The following is a 22,236-nucleotide window of genomic DNA, read 5'->3' as shown; positions in this document are numbered from 1 at the left end:
AGAGGGAAGACCGAAGTTGTATCCCCATCAATAAATTGAGGGGATTTGAAATGGCAAGAACAAAATCTTACTTTTCCATCAATAAATTGAGGGGCTTCTACCTTAGGGCTTGCTGAAAAAGGAAGAGAAGGAGACAGTATTTAGATTCTCACAAACTAGAAGTATATTCAGGTGCGAGAGTTAAGGGTAGAATAGTCAAAAATCCTTGCATCACCGCGCTCAGCAGCATCAAGTATGCTGTTAGTAACCATGTATCAAAAACAAGGACAAACTTCAATCTCAGCCGAAAACTTTGAACTCCCGTTCGAGGGCAAGCTATCAGAAGATAATCGTTGGGTAATCATGGCTTCTTTCGTTCCTTGGGCAGAATTTGAAGAGGAATATTCCTCATATTTCTCTGCACAGATGGGAGCACCTGCAAAATATGAATCGGATGGCATTAGGAGCATTAATAATTAAAGAAAAACTAGGAATAAGTGATAGAGAAACAGTAGAACAAATTAAAGAAAATCCTTATCTACAGTATTTTATAGGGATGTCATCGTATAGTAATGAACCTCCATTTGATGCATCAATGTTAGTACATTTTCGGGAAAGAATCAGTGCCGAGCTAGTCAACAAAGTGAATCAAAAAATGGGGAAGAAGATGTTAGAGACAATATCTTCTCAACCAACTGAAAAAAAAACCGAAGAAATAGAAAAAGAAGGTGATACACCTAAAAATCGGGGAAAATTAATAATAGATGCCACTTGTGCTCCAAGTGATATCAGCTATCCAACAGATTTAGAGATACTCAATCAAGCCAGAAAACAAACGGAAAAAATTATAGACTTACTTTACGAACAGATTTTGGGTCAATTGGAGAAAAAACCCAGAACATATAGAGAGAGAGCAAGAAAGGATTATCTGGAAGTGGCCAAAAAACGTCGTGTCTCCCAAAAAGACAGGAGAAAAGCGATTAAAAAACAACTTCAATATATTAAAAGAAACTTCTCTCACATTGAGAAGTTAATTTTGTCAGGAGCTACTCTGGAACGTCTAAGTACTAGACAATATAAGATGTTACTTGTAGTGGCATTCGTCTATCGTCAACAACTCTGGTTGTATGAAAATAAAAAACAGAGTATTGACGATCGCATTGTCAGTTTAACCCAACCACATATCCGTCCAATTATTCGCGGGAAAGCTGGTAAATCCGTAGAATTTGGGGCAAAATTGTCTGCTAGTTGCTTTAATGGCTATGTATTTTTAGACCATATAAGTTGGGATAATTTTAATGAATCGGGAGACTTAAAAGACCAAATAGAAGCCTTTAAAAATTATACGGGTCATTATCCAGAATCTGTTCATGTTGATAAAATTTATCGCACCAGGGAGAACCGAGCTTGGTGTCAAGAAAGAGGTATTATCATGAGCGGTCCTCCTTTAGGAAGGCCTCCAGCCAATGTCAGTAAAGAAAAAAAGAAACAGGCTTTAGAATCTGAGAGAATTCGTAATTGTATTGAGGGAAAATTTGGTCAGGGGAAAAGGAGATTTAGCCTCGGTAGAGTGATGACTAAACTTTCTCATACTTCTCAAACTGCGATTGCTATTACTTTTTTAGTCATGAATCTTTCTACTGGCTTTTCACGGCTATTTTATGCTTTTTTATGTCTATTTTTAAAAACAACACCTTTTTTCCTATCTCCTATTATTAAAAATGATAGCTACCCTAATTATATATAATCTAAAACTATGACTGACTTTTGTTGAGCAGCTCATCAATCCTTATCTTGCTGTTTTCTGACTTTTTCAGCAAGCCCTATTTAGAAAAGTAGAGGCACAGCTAGGTTTATGCCTAGCCAAGGTCTGTAGGGCAGTGCTGACCCTGCCTACCAGAGTTTATCTCTGGAATACCAAATCCAAAAAACGGAGAGGCACGGCTTTAGCCTGCCTCGAAATAACGATTTGAATCTCTGTGGCTTTAGCCCAGAGAGCGGTCAAGTACTCAAAACACTCCAGAAAATTTGGTAACAAATTCATTGCAACAGTGGTTTTTCCCGAACCATTTGCACCACCTATCACGTACAGACTCGGCATATTTCCTACTCCCTACTCCCTACTCCCTACCCCCTGCTCCCTCCTCCCATTAAAAACCCGATTTCCTCTACAGTTGCAGTTCTTGCATCCAAAATAGCAACAAACTCACCCCCATACATCACCGCAATGCGATCGCTCATTGCCATAACTTCCTCTAACTCCGTGGAGATGTACAAAATAGCAGCACCGCGATCGCGTTGGGCTAATAATTGTTGCTGTACTGCTTCAGTTGCGCCCACATCCAACCCCCGTGTTGGTTGCATAGCCACAATGAACATTGGTTCCCGTGCGAGTTCCCTTGCTAGCACAACTTTTTGTTGATTTCCCCCAGAAAGCTGACTGACTTTGACGGCTTCGCTACTCGCCCGGATATCAAACTCTTGCATAGCAGACTTAGCATGATTCTTTATCGCTTTGCTCTGTAACAAAAAACGCCGACAGAAGGGCAATTTCCTAAAAGCTTTCAAAATCAGATTTTCGGCAATATTAAACTGTAATACCAAACCCATTTTTTGTCTATCTTCTGGAATGTAGCCTACAATCCTTTTTGACAAAGAATCTGAACTGAAGACAATTTTTCCCTGCATCACAGTTCGCAAACCAGTCAATGCATCAGCCAATTCTCGCTGTCCATTACCATCGACCCCTGCAATTCCCAAAACTTCTCCCGATCGCAGTTCAAATGAGACATTGCGAACAGCAGCCACACCTCGTTCATCTACAACGTGCAACCCCTGTGCTGACAATACAACCTTCCCTGGTGTTGCAGCTAATTTATCTAACTTTAGAGCAACCTCACGCCCAACCATCAATTCCGCTAATTTTTGGGTGGTTACGTCTTTAGTTGTCGTATTTGCGACTACTTGTCCCCGCCGCAACACTGTGACTGTATCGCACAAGCTCATGACCTCATCCAACTTGTGACTGATAAAAATAATGATGTGTCCGTTAGCTGCTAGTTGTCGCAAAGTCACCATTAAGGATTCTACTTCTGATGGTGTTAAAACTGCTGTGGGTTCATCAAGAATTAATAACTTAGCATTACGATAGAGAACTTTGAGAATTTCCACTCGCTGCTGCACCCCGACTGGTAAATTTCCCACTTTAGCAGTTGGGTCAACCTCTAATCGGTAAGTTTGGGACAAAGCTGCAATTTCTTGTTGTTTTTGAAGTAAATTCAGACGCCAGCTTTTTGATGTCCCCAAAATGATGTTTTCTGTAACAGTTAACTGCGGAACTAGCATGAAGTGTTGATAGATCGTGCCAATACCCAGTTTAATGGCTGTACTTGGAGAGGTAATTTTGACAGATTTATCCTGCAAATATATATGACCGCGATCGGGTTGATAAAGACCACTGATAATGTTCATTAATGTAGTCTTGCCTGCGCCATTTTCACCCAATATGGCATGAATTGTTCCAGCTTCAACACTAAAGCTAATGTTTTCATTCGCTACGAATGAGCCAAAGCTTTTGGTAATTTTTTTTAAGCACAAGTATGGCATCTTTAAAGTTTATCAGTACGAGTCATCTTGAGTCCAAGATTGCACAAGTTTGTAACAAACTAGAACACTGAAGGGTATATTCAAGGCATTCTCATTGCCTTTGGGGGAATTGGGTTATTATTGTGACACACATAATGAAGAAAGAATGAAGGATAAAGGATAAAAGATGAACTTTTTCATCCTTCCAATCTGTAAAATCCCTAGTTTTTGGGGCTTCCTTCATGTTATCGGCTTCACACTTTATTTTTTAAGGGAAAAAAAGGTTGGTCTTTTTCCGGAATAGCTATGCCATGAGTGGTAGACATTATTAGATAAGCAACCTATACCGAAACCCTATAACACTTATATAACGAACAGAAGGGGATATACCCCAATCAAAAGCCCAGTCACAAAGGATTGGGCTTTTGGCATTTTGGCTCTCTTGTAAAACGCTGAAACGCTTATTGCATAAGGAATTTGCTTTACTCAGTTAGTGAGAGGTTTGGCACGCTTCTGAGAATGTCTAAAAATCTACGATTTCCCAAAGATAAACTTATCAAGTTTTTGTGACCTTTATCAGGATATTTTGACATAAAACACACATAAGTTACTTATTTTAAGGTCTTCCCGAATTTTTCAAGAAATTTTCTCCAATTTTTTTCGATTCTTTACCCAGCTTGTCTACTTTTGCAGTGTAATCTCAGAGATGCAGTAATTGTTAAGTATCTCCCGTGGAGATATTTACACACCCAGAGGTCATACCATGAGAAACTTTGCTGAAAAACAGGAATTTATTCTCGGTCAAATTACGGATACGTGTTTTCATCGAAGGGACTTGAGTGGATGTAACTTAAGTGGAATTGACTTAAGAGCAGTTGATTTAAGTGGAATTCACTTGATAGGAACTGATTTACGTGGTGCAAACCTCAGTGGGGCAATCCTCACTGGTGCAAATTTAAGTGGCGCAAATTTGCAGGAAGCGAACTTACAAGATGCTTATCTGTACGAAGCTTCTCTATGCGAAGCCAATTTAAACGGTGCAAATTTGCAGGCTGCAAATTTGTGTGGAGCTTTCTTATGGAGAGTAAAATTGTGTCGCAGTAACCTGTGGTCAACTTCTTTATGTGATGCAGATTTAAGTGAAGCAGACTTAAGTGAAGCTAGATTAATTGAAGCATCACTAATTGAAGCCAATCTGGTGAGGGCAAATCTCTCAGGAGCAAAGCTTTGCGGGGCAATTCTGCTAGAAGCAAATCTAAATCAAGCCAATTTAACGGGTGCAGACCTCACATGGGCAAATTTAACACAGGCGAATTTGAGTGAGGCTAATCTCTGGGAGACAAATCTCACAAATACAAAGCTACACGGTACTATTATGCCTGATGGTACAATTCATTACCCAGAATTATTCTTTTAGTATATTTTAAAATCAGGGTGCAAAGTTTCAGGGGCAAGGGGGACAAGGTAGCATTCGTTCCCCTACCTTCTCTATTTACTGGTCACTGGTCACTGGTTACTGGTCACTGGTCACTGGTCAAAACTCCCTTTGAGAAAAGCTAAAAATAGCTATTAATAACAGCATAATGGTGTATAGCAAGCCGTATCCAGCATTCAGTAACAGCGTTATTGGATCGGGTAGCGCCCCAAATCCATAAACAGCATCATTTTTCAAATCTAATCGAGATAAATCTGGTAACACCAAGTATAAAGCTTGAGTTATGCGTTCTATTCCAGGGTTCTGACTCAGGCGACCAAGTTGAAGCAAATCTTGAGTAATATTACCCGCTAAATACACTGCAAATGTTAATGCTGTTGCCAGAATAGAACTGGTAAACACACCTAAAGTAACTGCGATCGCTGCCATTAGGGATAACTGAAAAAATAGAAAAATGGTACTCACAAGAATGCTGACCATTGGATAGGAAATATGACCAATTTGCAAAAATATCAAGTAAATCACTGTCATGGCAGCAATCAACACGGCTAGCACCATGAGTAAGCCCAAGTATTTACCCGTAATAAATTCACTTCGGCTGACAGGCTTGGCAATGAGTACTAAAACAGTGCGTTTTTCAATTTCTTTGTTAATCAGTCCCGTACCAACAAATATGGCAACAATCAAACCAAGGATGCTCATCGCCGCCAAACCAAAGTCCAAAAACATTTTGTCCTCTGTTGCGGCGGCAAAATCAGGAAGTAAGCGGATGGCAATTCCCAGTACTATAGTATAAAAGCATACAATATAAAGAATGCGATCGCGCACCACTTCTCGAAACACGTTAGTTGCTAGTACAGAAACTCTATTGAAATTCATAAAAATTTTGTTAGTTGTTAGTTGTTGGTTGTTAGTTGTTAGTTGTTAGTTGCTACTAACTACTGTAGGGGCGCAAGGCCTTGCGCCCCTACTAACCACTAACTCTTCGTTATTGTTGAGGTGGGAGTGGACCTGCGAAGAATGATGTTTTTGCTTCACAACTCACTTCTGCCAAAGTATTTTTCTCATCAGGTTTATCACTAACCCTGCTTCTAGTGTTCCCTATTTTTGCAACGGGTTCTATTTGACAGGTCTTGCTGAGATAATACCTATCAGAGGTAGAACTAGGACCCGTCCAAATACTAAGTAAGTCGAGTTTGTACCCTGACTTAAGATTTGTTACACGCGGTTCCACAACCCATAAGGCTTTCTCTTCATATTGTGCCAAGTTTGTTTCTATGACTTGTCTACCGAGTCTACCCACGTTTTGATTGGCATTTATAAGCCACTGTTCTACTTGAGACCAAGGCTGTTCGTTTAATTGCTGTTCGATTTGAGGTGCCAGTTTATCTAAAATAACAACGCCATTTCTCGGAATTCTCTCTGCTGATTCTATTCTACTTACAAAAGCGCTGCCTTGGTAATTATCTACCTGCAAACTGGGATATTCATTCAACCAGTTTTCCGTCACAAAGTAAAATTGCAACCAGCAACTGATGACAGCACAGCTACCAATTAAAATTATAATCTTTTGGCGGTCTTCTATTTTAGGAATCAGCGTTTTGGCTTCTGTACCAGTTCCTTCAAAAAATTCTGGTATTGCAGTAATAATTGCTGAAATTGTTGGCCAAAGCACTATTGTTCTGGTTGTCAGTACACTTTCGTCATGACCGAAAGCAAAAACGCTGACTAAAAATCCGGTTATCACCGCCCCTAAGGGCATATTAGTTCCAGGAACCAGTATTGGGCTATCCGTTGTATACCAAGCAGTACCAAAAATTAAAAATATCCATCCGCAAAAGGCAATAGTATCTTTGATAAAGCCTGTAGACATGGATGACATGAACCAAGAAAAAATACTCAGATAAATTAATGTCTGCCAGGAATATGCTTTTGGTGGAATGAGTATTTTCTTTATTCGTTCATAAATATTTCCAACAATAGTAAATACACCAAATAAATCTCTAACTATCTGCATACTTTTTTCCTCCAGTTAGGGTTTAGGAAATTTTGGATTTTGGATTTTGGATTTTGGATTGGTTATTTTCGCTTGTCTCCCTAGCCCCTAGAGATCGAATGAACGAATAAATAAAACAGCAACTATAAAACTATAGCTGAGGGCATTTGCTATCAGTACGCTAGTGACTACATTTGAATTCTGCAATTTGCTTTTAGAGGCACGACGAGAGTTTCGCAATGGTACGGTTTCTTTTGGTGGAGCTTTTCCAAATTCTGCTAGTGACATTAGCAAGACTCTTAACAAAATGTATTTGACTAAGAACGTGCCAAAGAAAATAATAAAAGCCGTTAAGATAATCAGAGATTGAATATTACCTGATTGTAAGCGATCGAAGAAAATGTAGTTAATGAGTTCTGATTTTATCCGTATCGGTAGTATCGGCTCTGAAAAGAAAAATACGACCCAACCAATGACACTAGAAAAAAGATTGATTGCAACGGCATAAAAAACGCTCGTTTTTCTATCAAATCTTAATCTTGAATTTAAAATGAAGGATTCTATAGGAATAGCTACCAGTAAAAATAAGAAATTGAACAGAATTGCGCCAAAAGGGAAAATCCTGGGAAATGGTAATTCGGGAAGTTCAAACATACAACAGCGATCGGTAAGGTGTAACCTCAGAAAGTATACCCTCTATACTGAATTATGATAGAGGTGATTATTTTATTCTTCTTTTACCATCTTTTTGCCCCAATCTGTCTTTGTTGCTTTTCTTTACATATCTCGATATTCTGCAACACTCAGGCTACCACATCCAATTAGGCAAAACCTTGTGTAATATAGAAGACTGCCACGTTATAGCTTTTTAAGAGATGACAAGAAACGGCATCGGTATCCGGACAGCACAATTGCGTTCCTCACGACTAACAGGTCAGATTCATGTTTATGACGGCGCGGGAAAGGGCAAGTCACAAGCTGCTCTGGGAGTCGTTTTACGCTCTATTGGCTTGGGAATTAATGCACGAAACAATTCTAACCGTGTTTTATTACTACAGTTTCTTAAAGGTCCAGAACGAGATTATGACGAAGACGGGGCTATTGCAGCATTGCAAAGCGGGTTTCCTCATCTGATCGATCAAGTCCGTACTGGTAGAGCAGAATTTTTTGGACCAGATGAAATTACGCCCTACGATCGCGCTGAAGCCGCACGGGGTTGGGATGTGGCTAAAGGTGCTATCTCCTCAGGTTTGTATTCAGTTGTTGTCTTAGACGAAATTAACCCAGTCCTGGATTTAGGTTTGCTTCCTGTTGATGAAGTTGTTCGGACGTTAAAATCTAAGCCCCAAGAATTAGAAATCATTGCGACTGGACGTGCTGCACCACAACAGTTACTCGATATTGCGGATTTACATTCAGAGATGAAACCTCACGTTCATCCAACAGCAAAATTGCAGGGAATACAGGGTATTGAAATTTACACCGGAGCGGGGAAAGGCAAGTCTACTAGTGCCTTGGGTAAAGCTCTAAAAGCAATTGGTAGGGGAATTAACCATCCAGGTTCTACCCGTGTATTAATTATGCAGTGGCTCAAAGGCGGTACTGGCTACACGGAAGATGCGGCTATAGCTGCTTTACAAAAGTCATATCCAGAAGTTGTAGACCATCAACGCTGTGGTCGAGATGCCATTGTTTGGCGAAACTCCCGCCAACAATTAGATTACGTAGAAGCTGAACGTGGTTGGGAAATTGCCAAGACTGCGATCGCGTCTGGTTTGTACAAAACCATTATTCTCGACGAGCTCAATCCCACCGTAGATTTAGAACTATTACCGATTGAACCAATTGTTCAAGCTTTACTCCGCAAGCCACGCGATACTGAAATTATTATCACCGGTCGCTGTCAACATCAGCCAGCATACTTTGACTTGGCCAGTACACACTCTGAGGTTTATTGTCACAAGCACTATGCCAACCAAGGTGTAGAACTCAAGCGTGGGGTAGATTTTTAATTAATAGCTCATATTTTCTTGTGACATGGACAACAATACACTTGATTTGATAACAGGCGGAATTGCGATCGCAATTCTCTTAGGTGGTTTCTTAATGATGTTTACCACCATTTTCACGACAAAAAAAAGGAAAGACAACTGAAGGATAAAGGATGAAAGGTTAACTTTCATCCTTTATCCTTTATCCTTTACGCGCAGGGATTTGTTCTTGCAATTCTAATACCGGGTTGAAAATGATCGTAAAATTTCCGCCCGCAGTCAGCCTTTGCATAATTTGTAAATGCGCTTCCGCATCATTGCGGCGACGGAACCGAGCAACGACTTCATTTTGCATATTGGATTGAAGCCGAACTAGACACCAAGGGCTTAATTTGTCTGCGTATGTCATAAAATTATCTTGACTAAATTTTTGGACTGAAGCAAGCTTACGTGAGGATGTCTGAAAAAGACATTTCAAACTGGACTTGCTTTTTTTTACACTTTGCCCTATTGAGTGCGAAAATTGGGAAAACAAAGTTCGAGCAGGAGTTCGGGCGGAAGTTCGTCAAAGTGTTCCAATAAGAAATCCATCAACGCAAGATGGCGTAAATCCGAAGGCTTGGGACTGCGGTAGTTGGAACCATGAGAAAACCAACCTTTCACAGTTGAAGGCGATCGCGAGCAAATTTGAGCTAGCATTTCATAACTGACTTGCCACTTAGCGTAAAATTGAGTGGGAGTCATTCCCAGTTGACAACAACTATAGAATCGGATTAAATCTAGCTCTTGCTGAGTCAGAGGACGAGGATTCATAATCAGATTTTCTTGGCAATTAAATGAATGTTGGTACAGCTCAAGTGAGTCCAGATTCCCGACTTCTCCAAGAAGTCGGGAATCTTGCAGCTACTTGCGCGATACCAAAGTCATTTAAAGCTTGGAGATAGCCCCTGTACCCATCAGTTTGACAACCAACAGGTTTTATCATGTGAAAATTCTCCTGAAATAGGGAGGTCAGAAGCCAGTGCTAGCCGTAAAAGTTGAGCATTGGCTTTTGACTTTTAATGAAGGATTGATAGAAATTAGCATAACACAGTTATTATGTGTTTCTGTGTGTTTTTATGTATTTACCCTCAAAACACGTAACAGAGCCTATGATGGGGATATGGCTAAAGTAACTGTGACTCTCTATATAGAAGAAGATGATAAGGAAGCCCTGCAAAAACTGGCGGAAGCAGAAGAGCGTTCCTTGTCTCAAATGGCGGTGTTAATTCTCAAACAAAGGCTCAAACCAGCTCAAGACGAAGGAAAAAGTCGTCAACTTAAAGTCCAGGGAAGGAATGATGCGATATTTAAACAACCTGGAGTTTCAGATTCATCTGCTCAATACCGAACCAATAGCTCAGAACTTAAACCAAAGGGGAATGTCCGCTTAACAGCAGCTTACTTGCAACCCCACGAACTTCAAGAGTTAGCTGAAAGAATTGTAGAACTTGAAAATGCAGCAGCTGGTAGCGATCTGAAGTTCAAAGTGCAAATTGAACTACATGGAGCAGCGCAGCTATCAGAGGAGGCAATGGCAAGACTTAAAGAAATACTTCAAGAGATTACTGAGGATTTTAAACTTTGATGGTTAGTGGTTAGTGGTTAGTTGATAGTTGTTAGTTGTTAACCAGTAACCACTGGTCACTGGTCACTGGTCACTGGTCACTGGTCACTGGTCACTGGTCACTGGTCACTGGTCACTGGTCACTGTACAACTCCAACAGGACAAGCAACATTTGTTCCGCCTAACCCACAATATCCATTAGGGTTTTTAGCAAGATATTGCTGGTGGTATGCTTCCGCGTAATAAAATGTTGGAGCATCAAGGATTTCAGTCGTAATTTTGCCATAACCGGACTTGTTCAGGGCTTCTTGGTAAGCGTCTCTTGATGCTTCTGCTAGTTTTTTGTCGTCTTCAGAATAGACATAAATTCCCGAACGATACTGAGTGCCAACATCGTTACCCTGACGCATTCCTTGAGTGGGATTGTGGTTTTCCCAAAAAACTTTTAGCAACTGAGAGTAGTTAATGACCTTGGGGTCATAAACCACCAACACAACTTCGTTATGACCGGTCATTCCACTACAAACTTCTTTATAAGTGGGATTAGGAGTGATTCCCGCAGCATAGCCAACTGCTGTGGTATAAACTCCTTCTAGTTGCCAAAATTTACGTTCTGCTCCCCAAAAGCAACCCATACCGAAGATTGCCATCTCCATACCCTCTGGAAAGGGTGGTTTGAGTGGATTACCTAACACATAGTGCTGACCGGGTACTGGCATTTCTTCTGTCCGTCCGGGTAACGCTTGTTCGGGAGTGATCGGGGTTGATTTTTTACCAAATCCAAATAACACCATTGCTCTTGATTCTGATTTCTCATAAATTTCTTTACTTAACTTCATATTGTAAACTATCCCACTCTACAGGTTGAGTGTGGTTTTCCTGCATTGCTACACTACTTACAAGAGGAACACAGGCATTAACTAAGGGCAGTAAGGGACCTAACTGTTCTTGCCCGTTCACAGCTAAATCGCTATGACATAGATAAATTCTTTCAGAAACTCGGGCTAGTAAATCTGCCAATATCCTCTGCAATCGTTGTTCGTCTGCTAATTTTTCATCTTCTGCTGTCCAAGGTTGTCCCATCCTTTCTCTCAGGAAGAATGGCGCACCAAACAAAGTAGCCGCACCACCTTTTGCCCATAAGGGAGAACCTGCATCTAACCAAAAATGCCAGCGATGCGATCGCCTAGAAGAACGATACTGGAAGATGGTTGCTAGAGTGACAGCGTTTGATTGGAGTCCTACAGGACGCATGGGGTAGGGGTTTGCAGTAATTGTACCGCGTCGTAGCAGTTGTATGAATTCAGCGATTGGGGATTGGGGATTTTGGATTTTGGATTTTGGATTTTGGATTGGGGATTGGAAAGTGGGGGAAAATTGCCGCAATCGGGTATCGATTTCCCAATAGTGTTGGGCGGTTTCTAACAGTTCCCGCAATGCTGCTAATTGATCGTAGGGCAGATTGCTGCCATTCCATAAAAAACGCTGAATTGCTCTATCTAAAAGGGAAATAGGGCTGGGAATTAGACGCAATTCCTGTTGTTTTCTCTGCTCTTCCAACCACTGCAATATCTCACTGTAAGCTGTTGTTGCTGAATATCCTAACCTATCCCAGCGATCGAAGGCTGTTACGGGAAGTAAGTTGGGTTGTTCGGGATGCGGGACAAAACAGTGATCTGCTATTAATCCTGCCCGTACTGGGTCAATGTGAGAGGATGGAGAGATGGAGGACACCGAGTTACCCCTCTCCCCATCCTTCTCTCCTCCCTTGCTCAACACAACTAACATTTCTCCTACTGCATCTCTATCTACCAAGCGTCCCAAACTAGGATAGACGAAGGCTAGAACTGTCAGTAACCCTCGGATATTGGGAGAACTAATCAGAGGACGTTGATCGTTAAGGAATTCTACTGGAATATTTTGCTTGGTGAGAATTTCTACTAGGGTGTAACGAGCGATCGCATCCAAACCTGGTGCAACAATTGCCACGTCTTTCGGTTGCACTTGTTCTTGTTTAATAGCACGGATAATCACTTCTGCCGTTTGCCGCAATAATTGAGAGCGAGAAGTTGTTTGAATTGACTGCACTGCTTCTGGTAAGCTCAACAGTCCCGTCGGTTCGATCGCTATTTCTTGTATTTGCGTCCCCAAACTATCTGCAAGGGATTCAAGGGGAAACTGAGTCAAAGTTTCTTGCTGACAACGGGCTGATAACTCTTGCAAGTAACTGGGATCTGCTCCCAATCCCAAACGTACCACACTTTCGGGATTGAAACTAAACGCTCCTACCGCTCCTCCTTCCAACAATACCTCAAACAGTTGACGTGCTACTGCCGGGTAATCTTGCACGTCATCTGCTAAAACAGCTTGGTAACGTCTGAAGAGCACCTGCTGGTAGCTTGGATTTGGTAGTAAGTGCTGGCTGTACAGTTCGGTCATAATTCCATAAGTTAGAAAGCCCCTTTCCAAACACCAGTTTCGCCAGTCAAGCAACAAGGATGCGACTAATTCTGGGTTTAGATTTATACTTTCTTGCTCTGCAAGCGATCGGACTAAAATATTCTCAATTTCTTCAAAACTTGTCCCACTATATGCTGCCAATTGCAGTGTATCTAGAATACGACGAACTAAACGGTACTCATTGATACCTAATTGACGCAGTATCTCCTCATTGAATTGCGATCGCCAAAGTTTTGTTGCTAATTCCTGCTCTGTTTCTGGACGCAGTCGCACTGGGAATTGTGCTTTCAACTGTAACGACTCGATCAGCAAAGGCCAAAATAGAATCACTTCGTCTTGAATAAAGCCAAGAGGCGTCTTACCGCGTACTGGATATTTCCCCTCCGTTGCACTCACAAGTTTATCTGCCAAATCTCGCCGATTTTCGTCATTAGCCGCTAAGACTAACACACCTAGTTCTGATTGTTGGGGAGAAAGGCGCTTGGGTATGGTGTTGCTATTTTTTCGCTCTTTGCTTTTCGTATAATGTGTTTTGCTGCTTACACTAGAGACCCAATGGCAAAACTGCTCTACCAAGCAACTTGTCTTACCACTACGGCTAGGACCTGTTATCCATAGAGAATCAGAAACCACAAACCACCTTCTTTACAGATCTATAATAAATGAACTGCGTACACCAGAACGAATGAAAATGGGCATTAGGTATTTCCCTAGCCCCTAACCCCTATTTCAGAGAGACTAATACGTTAACTTAAGCTTAAGAGACATAAAACAATGTTAGATAATTGCTGGCAACAATGATTAATTCTTTTTACCGCCAAAAAATTTACCCATTCCTATTGAAGGCTTATTACCGTTACTTACAAACATCAGAGCGTTCTCTAGATAAGGCATACAGAGCTGCCTTGCAAATCAAGGCAATAGAAGACGAGCATTTCAATGGTAATAAAATTCACTTGGATTCAACTATACATAGCGGTAGTGTTACGGACTATTTTGAGTCAGACCTGAAAAGACAATTAAAAATCATTCGGATGCGGTTGACAGAATTTAAGTTTAGCCGTTTTTTTCTGGATGAATCCAATCAAAAAGCTGCAAAGCAAGTGGGTATTGAGTACTCACCGCCTTCGCTTATTTTAGAAAAACTTAACTTCATTGATGAAGTCATAACAAAATATAACACTTTTAAGCCTGATGAAGTAGCGCCTAACACTCTCTCACCTCCGAGTAAAATTGTACCAGTAGAACTTACTTTAAATCCAACAAAACTGAAAAATCCTTCAAAAAATAAACCAGATAACACTCCTCGTAGTAAAACAAATGCCACTGGAGTGCTACCTCGTTCGATTTTTAACACTATCACTCGCTTGCAAATTGAGTTAGATCCAAATGCAGAACAAGACGTTGTTAAAAATTTCCGTAACACTCAAAAAAGAACCATAATATCTGTTAGGTTTCTTCTACTACTCATCATAGTTCCCATTTTAACCCATCAAATATCAAAAGCTTTGTTTGTAGGACCTATTGTTGAATCTTACTTTAGTAAACATTCCGAGCAAGCCAAAATCTTTCTCAACTATGAAATGGAAGAGGAGGCGCTGACAGAACTTGAAAGATTTGAAGAACGCATAAAATTTAAGAGTTTAATTAGCAATAATGAAATCTTGTCCCAAGAGCAGATGGAACTTGAGGTAAAAAAGAAGGCTCGCGAAATTGCTGAAGAATTTCAGCAGGAAAGTGGGAATGCTATCAAAAACGTTTTTGCAGATATATTATCAGTCATTGCTTTCACTTGGCTTTTACTTATGAGTAAGCGAGAAATTGCTGTACTGAAAGATTTCTTTGACCATGTTGTTTATGGTCTAAGTGATAGCGCCAAAGCTTTTATCATTATTCTATTTACTGATATCTTTGTAGGATTCCACTCTCCTCATGGTTGGGAAGTGATTCTAGAAGGTGTATCGCGACACTGGGGATTGCCAGCTAATCATGATTTCATCTTTCTCTTTATTGCTACATTTCCAGTCATCTTAGATACTATTTTTAAATACTGGATATTCCGCTACTTAAATCGCATCTCTCCTTCTGCTGTCGCTACCTATCACAATATGAATGAATAGAATTAGTTAGTGGTGTAGGACAGGCGTCTCGCCTGTCATCCTTAGTGGTTAGTAGTGTCGGACAGGCGTCTCGCCTGTCATTGTTAGTGGTTAGTAGGTTAAATACTAACCATAGATAGTATTGATTTATATAAGTATTAAAAATATAACATTTAAACTGAGAAAAAATATTAAATTTAAATACAAAAATCTACGTAGAGAAGGAGTATAAATCAGATTAATAAAATTTTTAATGAGATATAGTTATATAATAAACAAAAAAAAGCCAATATTTATAAAATAATCTTATGTTTTAACGAATGAAACTGCTACCGAGATGCGATCGCACTGCTTGCGTTAAAGTACGCAGTTGCCATAGGATTGTAAAATAAAAATCTAAGTAAAAATACACCAATCATAATAAATGAATGCCGATCTAGTTCTAGATATTGTCGAAAAAGTACTACTATCTAGACAACTTAGCCCCATTGAACGAGTGATTTTGCGCCAATCATGGCAAGGCAAAGGCTATGGTGAAATGGCACAAGACTCTGGCTACGGTAGCAATTACTTCAAAGAGGTTGGCTCTCAATTGTGGCATGACCTGTCAGAAGCGGTAGGGCAAAAGGTGACCAAGAAAAATTTACATCTTGTTTTAGAACGGTATCAGCAAAACCAAGGAGAGACCAACGAAGAAACGAAGCAAAGCTTTTTACAAGCAGAACCGGAGAACACAGTTGTAGATTTGGTGGAGGAAAATACTTTTTATACAACAGAGAAAAATTCTACAGACACAAGAACGGAAATAGAGTACCCAGGTGGACCTGTACCGTTAACTTCTTCGCTCTACATAAATCGTCTGCGGATAGAAGAACTCGCATACAAGGAGATTAGCAAACCGGGATGCTTGATCCGTATTAAAGCCCCAAGAAAGATGGGCAAGAGTTCACTCCTCAACCGCATGATAGCTCGCGCTCAAACTTCTAGGTATAAAATTGCTTACATAGACTTTCAGGAGACGGACGAAACTCTATTTACGTCCCTCGATAAATTTTTGCGCTGGTTTTGTGCGAATGTCAGCAGACAGTTAAACCTCAACAGCAAGCTTGATGATTACTGGGATGAAGACATGGGTAGCAAGGTGAGCTGCAAAATTTATTTTGAGGAATATCTGCTCGAACAAATCAACGCTCCCATTGTTTTGGCATTAAATGAAGTCAACACACTTTTTGAGCATCTCCAGATAGCCAATGATTTTCTGTCGATGCTTCGGTTTTGGCATGAAGTGGGACGGACGGTAGAAATTTGGCAAAATCTCCGGTTGGTCATCGTTCATTCCACCGAAATACACATTCCTATCAAAATTAATCAATCTCCTTTTAATGTTGGGCTGTCAATTAAGCTGCCTCAGTTTACTTTAGAGGAAGTGCAAGATTTGGCATCGCGTTATGGATTGAATTGGATTGATAGCAGCGCCAGCCAACAACTGATGGCTATGGTAGGGGGACATCCCTATTTAATCAACTTGGCATTTTATCACCTCTATCTTGGAGAAATGACACTACAGCAATTATTGGAAACATCTCCAACAGCAGCTGGTATTTACAGCAATCATTTGAGAAATCATTTGGCAATGGTGCGAGAACAACCAGAACTAGCATCAGCACTACTACAAGTTGTCACTGCTCATGAAAGCGTGCAATTAGATGCCCTTGCTGCTTTTAAGTTAGAAAGTATGGGTTTGATTCAACTAGATGGCAACCAGGCTAAGCCAAGCTGCCAACTATATTGCCTCTATTTTCGCCAAAACTTAGCAGAAAAACATTTAGAAACTCAACTGCAACAATCAACTCCAGAAAAGCAACAAGTCAAACTCTCAAACAAATTAGAGCAAAAAGTTCAAAGTGTCAGCCGTACCTATATCAAGCAATATCTAGAAACATCTTGGCAGCAGTGGGGAAAAGAGTGTTTACCCCTGTCATTGATTGTGTGTGAAGTAGATTATTTTAAGTGGTACAACGATACACACGGTTATGTGTCTGGAGATGGTGCTTTGCAACAGATTACCAATGCCATAAGTCAGTGCATTCAGCAAAAGCAATCAAGCCTGGTGCGCTATGGGGGTACAAAATTTGCAGCAATATTGCCCCATGTGAATGCCAACGAAGTCGTGGAAGTTGGGGAAAGCATGCGAGATCGTGTTAAATCTTTGAGAATTCCATATAACTTACCGGGAATTGACGGATTGCCTTCCGAAGTGCTAAGCATCAGCGTTGGAGTTGCATCTGTCACACCAAGTTCTCAAAATTCACCAGATTTACTGATAAATGCTGCGGAAGAAGCACTGTTTCAGGCAAAAAGGCAAGGGCGCGATCGCGTTAATGTCAGTTCTACTTTAAACGAAGGAGTATTACTAACTCAACACATACTTCATTTTCCAAGGCATAGCTAAGGACGTTTGAGAAACAGCAATTCGAATCTAGGACAAAATAGTTACACTTACATCGAACTATTTTGCCCCAGAGTCTTCTGTTGGTAATCCTTTTAGTGGAAGAATAACAGTACCCAGAATACACTGAGCACTGTTTGACTTAGCTTTTTTTTCACCGAATCGTACCAGCCGAGGAACGGAGGGAAGTACCTAGAGCGCCGATACAGTAGTCAAAAAGGAGGCAAAAAACCCGGTTTCTCTCTGTCGGAAAGTTTGGTATCTCGTATGCTCAACTCGAAAAAACCGGGTTTTTGTGATTTCTGTGCCGAGGCTCTAGAAGAAGTAAAATTTTCTTTCTATTAGAATTCAATATGTGCATGAAAAGAAGATGAACAATTAATGAGGAAATTCTCATCGGTCAAAAATACAATACCCCAATGAGAATAGTGATAAAGGTATGATCGCACCCAAACCATACTCTTAACGGGAAAAGTCAGATGGCCAATTTTTAAATTATTTCTATCCCTACTACTCCCGCAAGGCATACCCCACACCACGTACCGTATGAATCAAACGCTTTTCATTATTTTCTTCGAGCTTGAGGCGTAGGTAGCGGACATAAACTTCAATAATATTGGAGTCTCCCATAAAGTCATAACCCCAAACTTTCTCTAAAATTAGATCTCTAGTAAACACTTGACGGGGATGGCTGAGGAGATACTCCAATAAATCAAATTCTTTTGCTGTTAGCTCAATGGCTCGATTACCTCGAAAGACTTCACGCGTGGTGCGATTGAGCTTTAAGTCCTCAAACTGCAATAAATCTTCTTCTGTTTCTTGAGTGCGACGCAAATGAGCGCGAATTCTGGCTAATAATTCTTCAATACTGAAAGGTTTAACCACATAATCGTCAGCACCCGCATCTAAACCTGCAACGCGATCGCTCACTTCATCTTTTGCTGTCAATAAAATTACTGGCACTTTGTTCCCAGTCGCCCGCAACCGCCGACAAAGTTCCAAACCGGTTAACCCAGGCAACATCCAATCTAAAATTGCTAAATCTGGCGACGATTCTCGTGCTAAGGTCAAACCAGTGATTCCATCATGCGCCACACTAACCTTGTAACCTTCGCTGTTAAGTTCCAATTCAACAAATCGTGCTAGTTTGACTTCATCTTCAACCAGGAGGATATGTGCTGTCATATTCTTGCTCCTAATGCGGGTAATCTTAAAATAAAAGTGCTGCCATGACCGGGTTCTGACCGAATTCCAATCTTGCCCCCCATGCGCTCCACAAGACGTTTTACTATCGGTAGACCCAAGCCTGTTCCCCCTGTCGAACGGGTACGGGATGGATCGACTCGGTAAAAAGGTTCAAAAATACGGGACTGCTCGGACAGGGGAATGCCACAGCCCTTGTCGCTAACTTGAATGACTGCCCAACCATCAATCTGAGCCAGTTGCATTGTCACTGCCTCACCCACGTCAGAATATTGAAAAGCATTATCAATCAAATGATTTAACACCTGCATTAACCGATTGGGTTCTGCTTTTACTTTAATAGGAAACGAGGCAAGTTTTAGATGGATTGCCCGATGGTCAAATTTTTCTGCCATCTGTGCTATGTCTGCAATTACATCATTTAATATAAGTGGTTCCGTTTGCAAGGGCAATGCACTGCTACTTGCCCTTGCTAATTCTAGTAAGCCTTGCAAGATATAAGTCATTCGTTCTGCGTCAGAAAAAGCCATTTCTAAAGCCTCTTTCTGCGATTCTGTCAGATTTTGACTGCGTTGCAAAGTTCTTTGTAAATAAGCATAAACCATGCTCAAAGGCGTGCGTAACTCGTGAGCCAAGTCATTAGTAAACTGTTGCTGCTGTTCTTTAACTTCGGAAAGCCTGGTTAATAATTTATTCCAGGTTTGGGCTAGGGCTTTCACTTCGCTTGGTGTGCGACTTAACTGGGACTGATATGGGTTCAGTTCCGCAGCATAAATTGCTGCCCACTGATTCATTTGTTGTAATGGTAAAAGCGATCGCCTGACAAATATAAACGTGAGAATTGTAGTGGTAACAAGCAACAGAATGCTCATAGTTCCCACACTTTGAATCATAATTAACAGCCTATGGTCGTCATTGGACATACCATATTGTTGATAAGTCGCGATGAGAAACTGTTTTATTTCCCAACTTGTCCACATTGTAAAACTACTTAATCCAATTGTAAAGATAACAAAGACTCCAACAGTTAGGCGAAATTGTAGCGATGAGGGATCGAGTCTATCACCAACAACTCTGGCTAATTTTCTCTTTAACTTGTCTAAAAAACTCATTGGAATAACTCATCTCTATATATAGCAGTCCTGTTTGAGTTGTAAAAATTATCAACCGCCAAGACGCCAAGAGCGCCAAGATAAGAGAGAAGAGAGAATTTTACAAATAATTTAGGATTGCTATATTTTAATCTGAACTTCATAAGTCAAGTTGAGATAAATCTGTTTTTGGCTTATAATTACAATTTAATATCTTTATTAAGAAGAAAGATGAGTTTTTCCTGAACAAATTTTAAGCTTTGGCTGAGGATATACAGCAATCCCCTTTAAATTAGAATTGAAGTCTGAAAATTATATAGGTTGCTTTCAAATTCCTTTAAATCCTACACCAGCTTCCACCTTTTGTTCTGCTTGAGTAGAATCAACCTTGGAAAAGGCACTTCTGCGAGACGCTTGACGACGAATACCAACTTGACTTAAGAAAATGCCAATTAAAATAACGCTACCGCCGATATATTGAGCTAGGGTAGGAGCTTCGCCTAAAATTAAATAGGCTGCTACAATTCCTGCAATAGGGGTAAAAGAGCCAACTAAAGAAGCCATAGATACTGTTGAGCTTCTCAAGCCTTTGAGCCAAAATGATTGACCAACCACTACAATCAACGTGCCATAAAGGAACATCCATTTCCATAGAAAAGGTGAGAGTACATCAGCAAAATGGTCTTGACCGTAAAGCCCTAAAGCAAAAAAGAAAAATATGACAGTTCCTAAAGCAGTACGAAAGATACTGTAGATTCCTAAGGGGATTTGGGAGAGGTATTTTTTGCCAATAATTGTGGAAACTGCAACAGCCATAGACCCTACTGCTACCAGAATTTCTCCTACGCCCACTTGCAAACCTCCCATATTCATCATTGTTTCCCCAGGAGGCTGAAGGAGAATAGTGAGAGTAACGCCGACAAACGCTGCGATCGCCCCCATAAATTCCCAAAAATTTACCCGTTCCTTCAATAACCAAACTGATAAAGCTAGAGTTAGAGGCGGTTCCAAGCGTCCAACCAAGATGACGTTGTTAACCCCCGTGAGTGCTAGTGCTTGGAAAATTAAGCCAGGAGCAACTGCTCCTGATAAAATAGCGACTGCTGTTAAACCAACCCAATCCTTCCTTGACAATTGCTTCAAAGTCGCTTTGTTCCACTGTCGCCCATAGATTAGCAGCAAGACCATTAAAGCACAAAGGTTTCCCACGAATAAAACATTACACAAAGAAATTGGATTGCGACCATCTATGAAATGATGAGAGCCAATTTCTGTGAGTTTGCGGGTGACTGCACTAGATGCTCCAAAAATTAGGATTGCTAGCCAGAGGTATGTTTGTCCCGAAATTCTTTGAATTAAGCGATGTGGTCTTCTTAGTCCAATCACAATAACACCACCGCAATAAAAACATTGCTCATTATACTAGTAGACCATAATTCTGTTCCGGATGAGGTTTTGCTGAGAGAATACTTAAATTAAATTGTGACTTTGTTCGAGCGCAATTATCTGAGAAAATGCTGAGAATTTCCTAAATTAACTTAAACAATAAATTCATGAAAATCATGGCTTAGTTTCAGATGAGCTTCAGTAGCTACTGGGAAGCTTTGGATGTCCGGGATAACAGGAGACACAAATGAAATTCGCCCCCTTAATCGCTACAGTTGCCTTGACTGGTTTTTTAACAGTATGGGAAGCACCATTGAAAGCGATAAATCCTTTATTAGTTCAGGCATCAGCCCAAGAATTATCCGTACAGCAGAAAGTAGCTTTAATAACTAAAAATAAGGGTCAGATTGGTAGTGGCGATCAGCTACGTCGTTTCTTTTATGGAGATTTGGAGCCAATTGGTATTCAGCCCGGAGGAGCAGGTCACGTTGTTAACCTTTATAACAAAGCCAACGATACCACATTTTCTTACTGTTCAACCTATGATGTCATTGTTTCTGTTAAGAAAGGTAAAGTCGCTAAATTTGAACCCAGTGAAGTGAAATAAATTCCAAGACTACTCGGTTACTGATAATTGAGGTGTCAGAACCCCGGTTTCTTGAAGAAACCGGGGTTCTAACTTCTGCTTAGGGACTTCCAAGAAATAAATTATCCATCATGTGGGATGGGCGTCCTCGCCCGTCCTATGTTAGTGGCGTCCTCGCCCGTCCTATGTTAGTGGCGTCCTCGCCCGTCCTATGTTAGTGGCGTCCTCGCCCGTCCTATGTTAGTGGCGTCCTCGCCCGTCCTATGTTAGTGGCGGGCGAGGACGCCCGCACCACAAGAAATTTTGGGAGATCTTTTTATTTGGAAGTTCCTTATCCGAGTAGAGACTAGTATGGCGCGTCTTTATATGC

Annotated in this window: 20 protein-coding genes; 7 read left to right on the top strand and 13 right to left on the bottom strand. The window is 40.7% G+C overall.

Annotated features, from left to right (window positions below):
* Nucleotides 1-249 precede the first annotated feature (249 nt).
* Nucleotides 250-1,726 (top strand): IS5 family transposase gene (locus WA1_RS20340; protein WP_148662971.1). Its coding sequence is split into 2 segments (ribosomal slippage): nt 250-423 and nt 425-1,726, totalling 1,476 coding nucleotides; the frame shifts between segments, so codons are not numbered across the junction.
* 156 nt (nt 1,727-1,882) lie between these two features.
* On the opposite strand, the gene WA1_RS60015 is transcribed toward WA1_RS20340, so the two are convergent.
* Together WA1_RS60015 and WA1_RS20330 are read right to left on the bottom strand one after the other, a co-directional pair.
* On the bottom strand, nt 1,883-2,080 hold the full coding sequence (locus WA1_RS60015) for a hypothetical protein (RefSeq protein ID WP_017741703.1): 198 nt from the start codon (nt 2,078-2,080) through the stop codon (nt 1,883-1,885).
* 26 nt (nt 2,081-2,106) lie between these two features.
* Nucleotides 2,107-3,585, bottom strand: coding sequence for an ABC transporter ATP-binding protein (locus WA1_RS20330; protein ID WP_017741704.1), 1,479 nt, complete (start codon nt 3,583-3,585; stop codon nt 2,107-2,109).
* Nucleotides 3,586-4,327: 742 nt separating this feature from the next.
* On the opposite strand from WA1_RS20330, the gene WA1_RS20325 reads away from it, so the two are divergent.
* Complete coding sequence (locus tag WA1_RS20325; RefSeq protein ID WP_017741705.1) at nt 4,328-4,981, top strand: pentapeptide repeat-containing protein; 654 nt, start codon at nt 4,328-4,330, stop codon at nt 4,979-4,981.
* Nucleotides 4,982-5,098: 117 nt separating this feature from the next.
* On the opposite strand, the gene WA1_RS20320 is transcribed toward WA1_RS20325, so the two are convergent.
* The 3 genes from WA1_RS20320 to fraC form a co-directional block, all read right to left on the bottom strand.
* Nucleotides 5,099-5,878, bottom strand: a complete 780-nt coding sequence (locus tag WA1_RS20320; protein ID WP_017741706.1) for an ABC transporter permease — start codon at nt 5,876-5,878, stop codon at nt 5,099-5,101.
* Nucleotides 5,879-5,987: 109 nt separating this feature from the next.
* Entirely contained in the window at nt 5,988-7,016 is a 1,029-nt protein-coding gene (gene fraD, locus WA1_RS20315) for a septal junction protein FraD (RefSeq protein WP_017741707.1), read from the bottom strand.
* 87 nt (nt 7,017-7,103) lie between these two features.
* Entirely contained in the window at nt 7,104-7,649 is a 546-nt protein-coding gene (gene fraC / locus WA1_RS20310; RefSeq protein ID WP_017741708.1) for a filament integrity protein FraC, read from the bottom strand.
* A 221-nt stretch (nt 7,650-7,870) separates the two neighbouring features.
* On the opposite strand from fraC, the gene WA1_RS20305 reads away from it, so the two are divergent.
* Nucleotides 7,871-9,007 carry a cob(I)yrinic acid a,c-diamide adenosyltransferase gene (locus WA1_RS20305; RefSeq protein ID WP_017741709.1) on the top strand — a complete coding sequence of 379 codons (1,137 nt, stop codon included), beginning with the start codon at nt 7,871-7,873 and terminating at the stop codon, nt 9,005-9,007.
* 181 nt (nt 9,008-9,188) lie between these two features.
* Here the strand turns inward: WA1_RS20305 and WA1_RS20300 are convergent, their stop codons facing one another.
* The 3 genes from WA1_RS20300 to WA1_RS60010 form a co-directional block, all read right to left on the bottom strand.
* Nucleotides 9,189-9,395 carry a hypothetical protein gene (locus tag WA1_RS20300; protein WP_017741711.1) on the bottom strand — a complete coding sequence of 69 codons (207 nt, stop codon included), beginning with the start codon at nt 9,393-9,395 and terminating at the stop codon, nt 9,189-9,191.
* Nucleotides 9,396-9,493: 98 nt separating this feature from the next.
* Entirely contained in the window at nt 9,494-9,799 is a 306-nt protein-coding gene (locus WA1_RS20295) for a hypothetical protein (RefSeq protein ID WP_017741712.1), read from the bottom strand.
* 40 nt (nt 9,800-9,839) lie between these two features.
* The gene (locus tag WA1_RS60010) at nt 9,840-9,971 is read right to left on the bottom strand and encodes a hypothetical protein (protein ID WP_017741713.1); all 132 of its coding nucleotides are present in this window, start codon (nt 9,969-9,971) and stop codon (nt 9,840-9,842) included.
* 36 nt (nt 9,972-10,007) lie between these two features.
* Here WA1_RS60010 and WA1_RS20290 point away from each other — a divergent pair, with 36 nt between their 5' ends.
* Nucleotides 10,008-10,613 carry a ribbon-helix-helix protein, CopG family gene (locus WA1_RS20290; RefSeq protein ID WP_017741714.1) on the top strand — a complete coding sequence of 202 codons (606 nt, stop codon included), beginning with the start codon at nt 10,008-10,010 and terminating at the stop codon, nt 10,611-10,613.
* Between the two features lie 119 nt (nt 10,614-10,732).
* Here WA1_RS20290 and msrA read toward each other — a convergent pair whose 3' ends face one another.
* Together msrA and WA1_RS20280 are read right to left on the bottom strand one after the other, a co-directional pair.
* Nucleotides 10,733-11,386, bottom strand: coding sequence for a peptide-methionine (S)-S-oxide reductase MsrA (msrA, locus tag WA1_RS20285; protein ID WP_026134471.1), 654 nt, complete (start codon nt 11,384-11,386; stop codon nt 10,733-10,735).
* Between the two features lie 31 nt (nt 11,387-11,417).
* Nucleotides 11,418-13,685, bottom strand: a complete 2,268-nt coding sequence (locus tag WA1_RS20280) for a PD-(D/E)XK nuclease family protein (RefSeq protein WP_017741716.1) — start codon at nt 13,683-13,685, stop codon at nt 11,418-11,420.
* A gap of 164 nt (nt 13,686-13,849) precedes the next feature.
* On the opposite strand from WA1_RS20280, the gene WA1_RS20275 reads away from it, so the two are divergent.
* Nucleotides 13,850-15,172 (top strand): proton extrusion protein PcxA, encoded by a 1,323-nt coding sequence (locus WA1_RS20275; protein ID WP_017741717.1) that lies wholly within the window; start codon nt 13,850-13,852, stop codon nt 15,170-15,172.
* Nucleotides 15,173-15,575: 403 nt separating this feature from the next.
* The gene (locus WA1_RS20270; RefSeq protein WP_017741718.1) at nt 15,576-17,603 is read left to right on the top strand and encodes an AAA-like domain-containing protein; all 2,028 of its coding nucleotides are present in this window, start codon (nt 15,576-15,578) and stop codon (nt 17,601-17,603) included.
* Between the two features lie 507 nt (nt 17,604-18,110).
* Here the strand turns inward: WA1_RS20270 and WA1_RS20265 are convergent.
* From WA1_RS20265 to WA1_RS20255, 3 genes are all read right to left on the bottom strand, one after another.
* Nucleotides 18,111-18,785, bottom strand: coding sequence for a response regulator transcription factor (locus WA1_RS20265; RefSeq protein ID WP_017741719.1), 675 nt, complete (start codon nt 18,783-18,785; stop codon nt 18,111-18,113).
* The gene (locus WA1_RS20260) at nt 18,782-19,915 is read right to left on the bottom strand and encodes a sensor histidine kinase (protein WP_017741720.1); all 1,134 of its coding nucleotides are present in this window, start codon (nt 19,913-19,915) and stop codon (nt 18,782-18,784) included. Before WA1_RS20260 ends, WA1_RS20265 begins: the two co-directional genes overlap by 4 nt.
* 306 nt (nt 19,916-20,221) lie before the next feature.
* A complete protein-coding gene (locus tag WA1_RS20255; protein WP_017741721.1) occupies nt 20,222-21,280 on the bottom strand; it encodes a DMT family transporter in 1,059 nt (352 codons plus the stop codon).
* Between the two features lie 247 nt (nt 21,281-21,527).
* Here WA1_RS20255 and WA1_RS20250 point away from each other — a divergent pair, with 247 nt between their 5' ends.
* The gene (locus tag WA1_RS20250; RefSeq protein WP_017741722.1) at nt 21,528-21,887 is read left to right on the top strand and encodes a hypothetical protein; all 360 of its coding nucleotides are present in this window, start codon (nt 21,528-21,530) and stop codon (nt 21,885-21,887) included.
* Nucleotides 21,888-22,236 lie beyond the last annotated feature (349 nt).

This window comes from Scytonema hofmannii PCC 7110, from assembly GCF_000346485.2.
In the GTDB taxonomy this organism is placed as follows: Bacteria; Cyanobacteriota; Cyanobacteriia; order Cyanobacteriales; family Nostocaceae; genus Scytonema; species Scytonema hofmannii.
The sequence above is the reverse complement of the archived record's forward strand: the minus strand, read 5'-3'. Positions and strand labels throughout refer to the sequence as shown.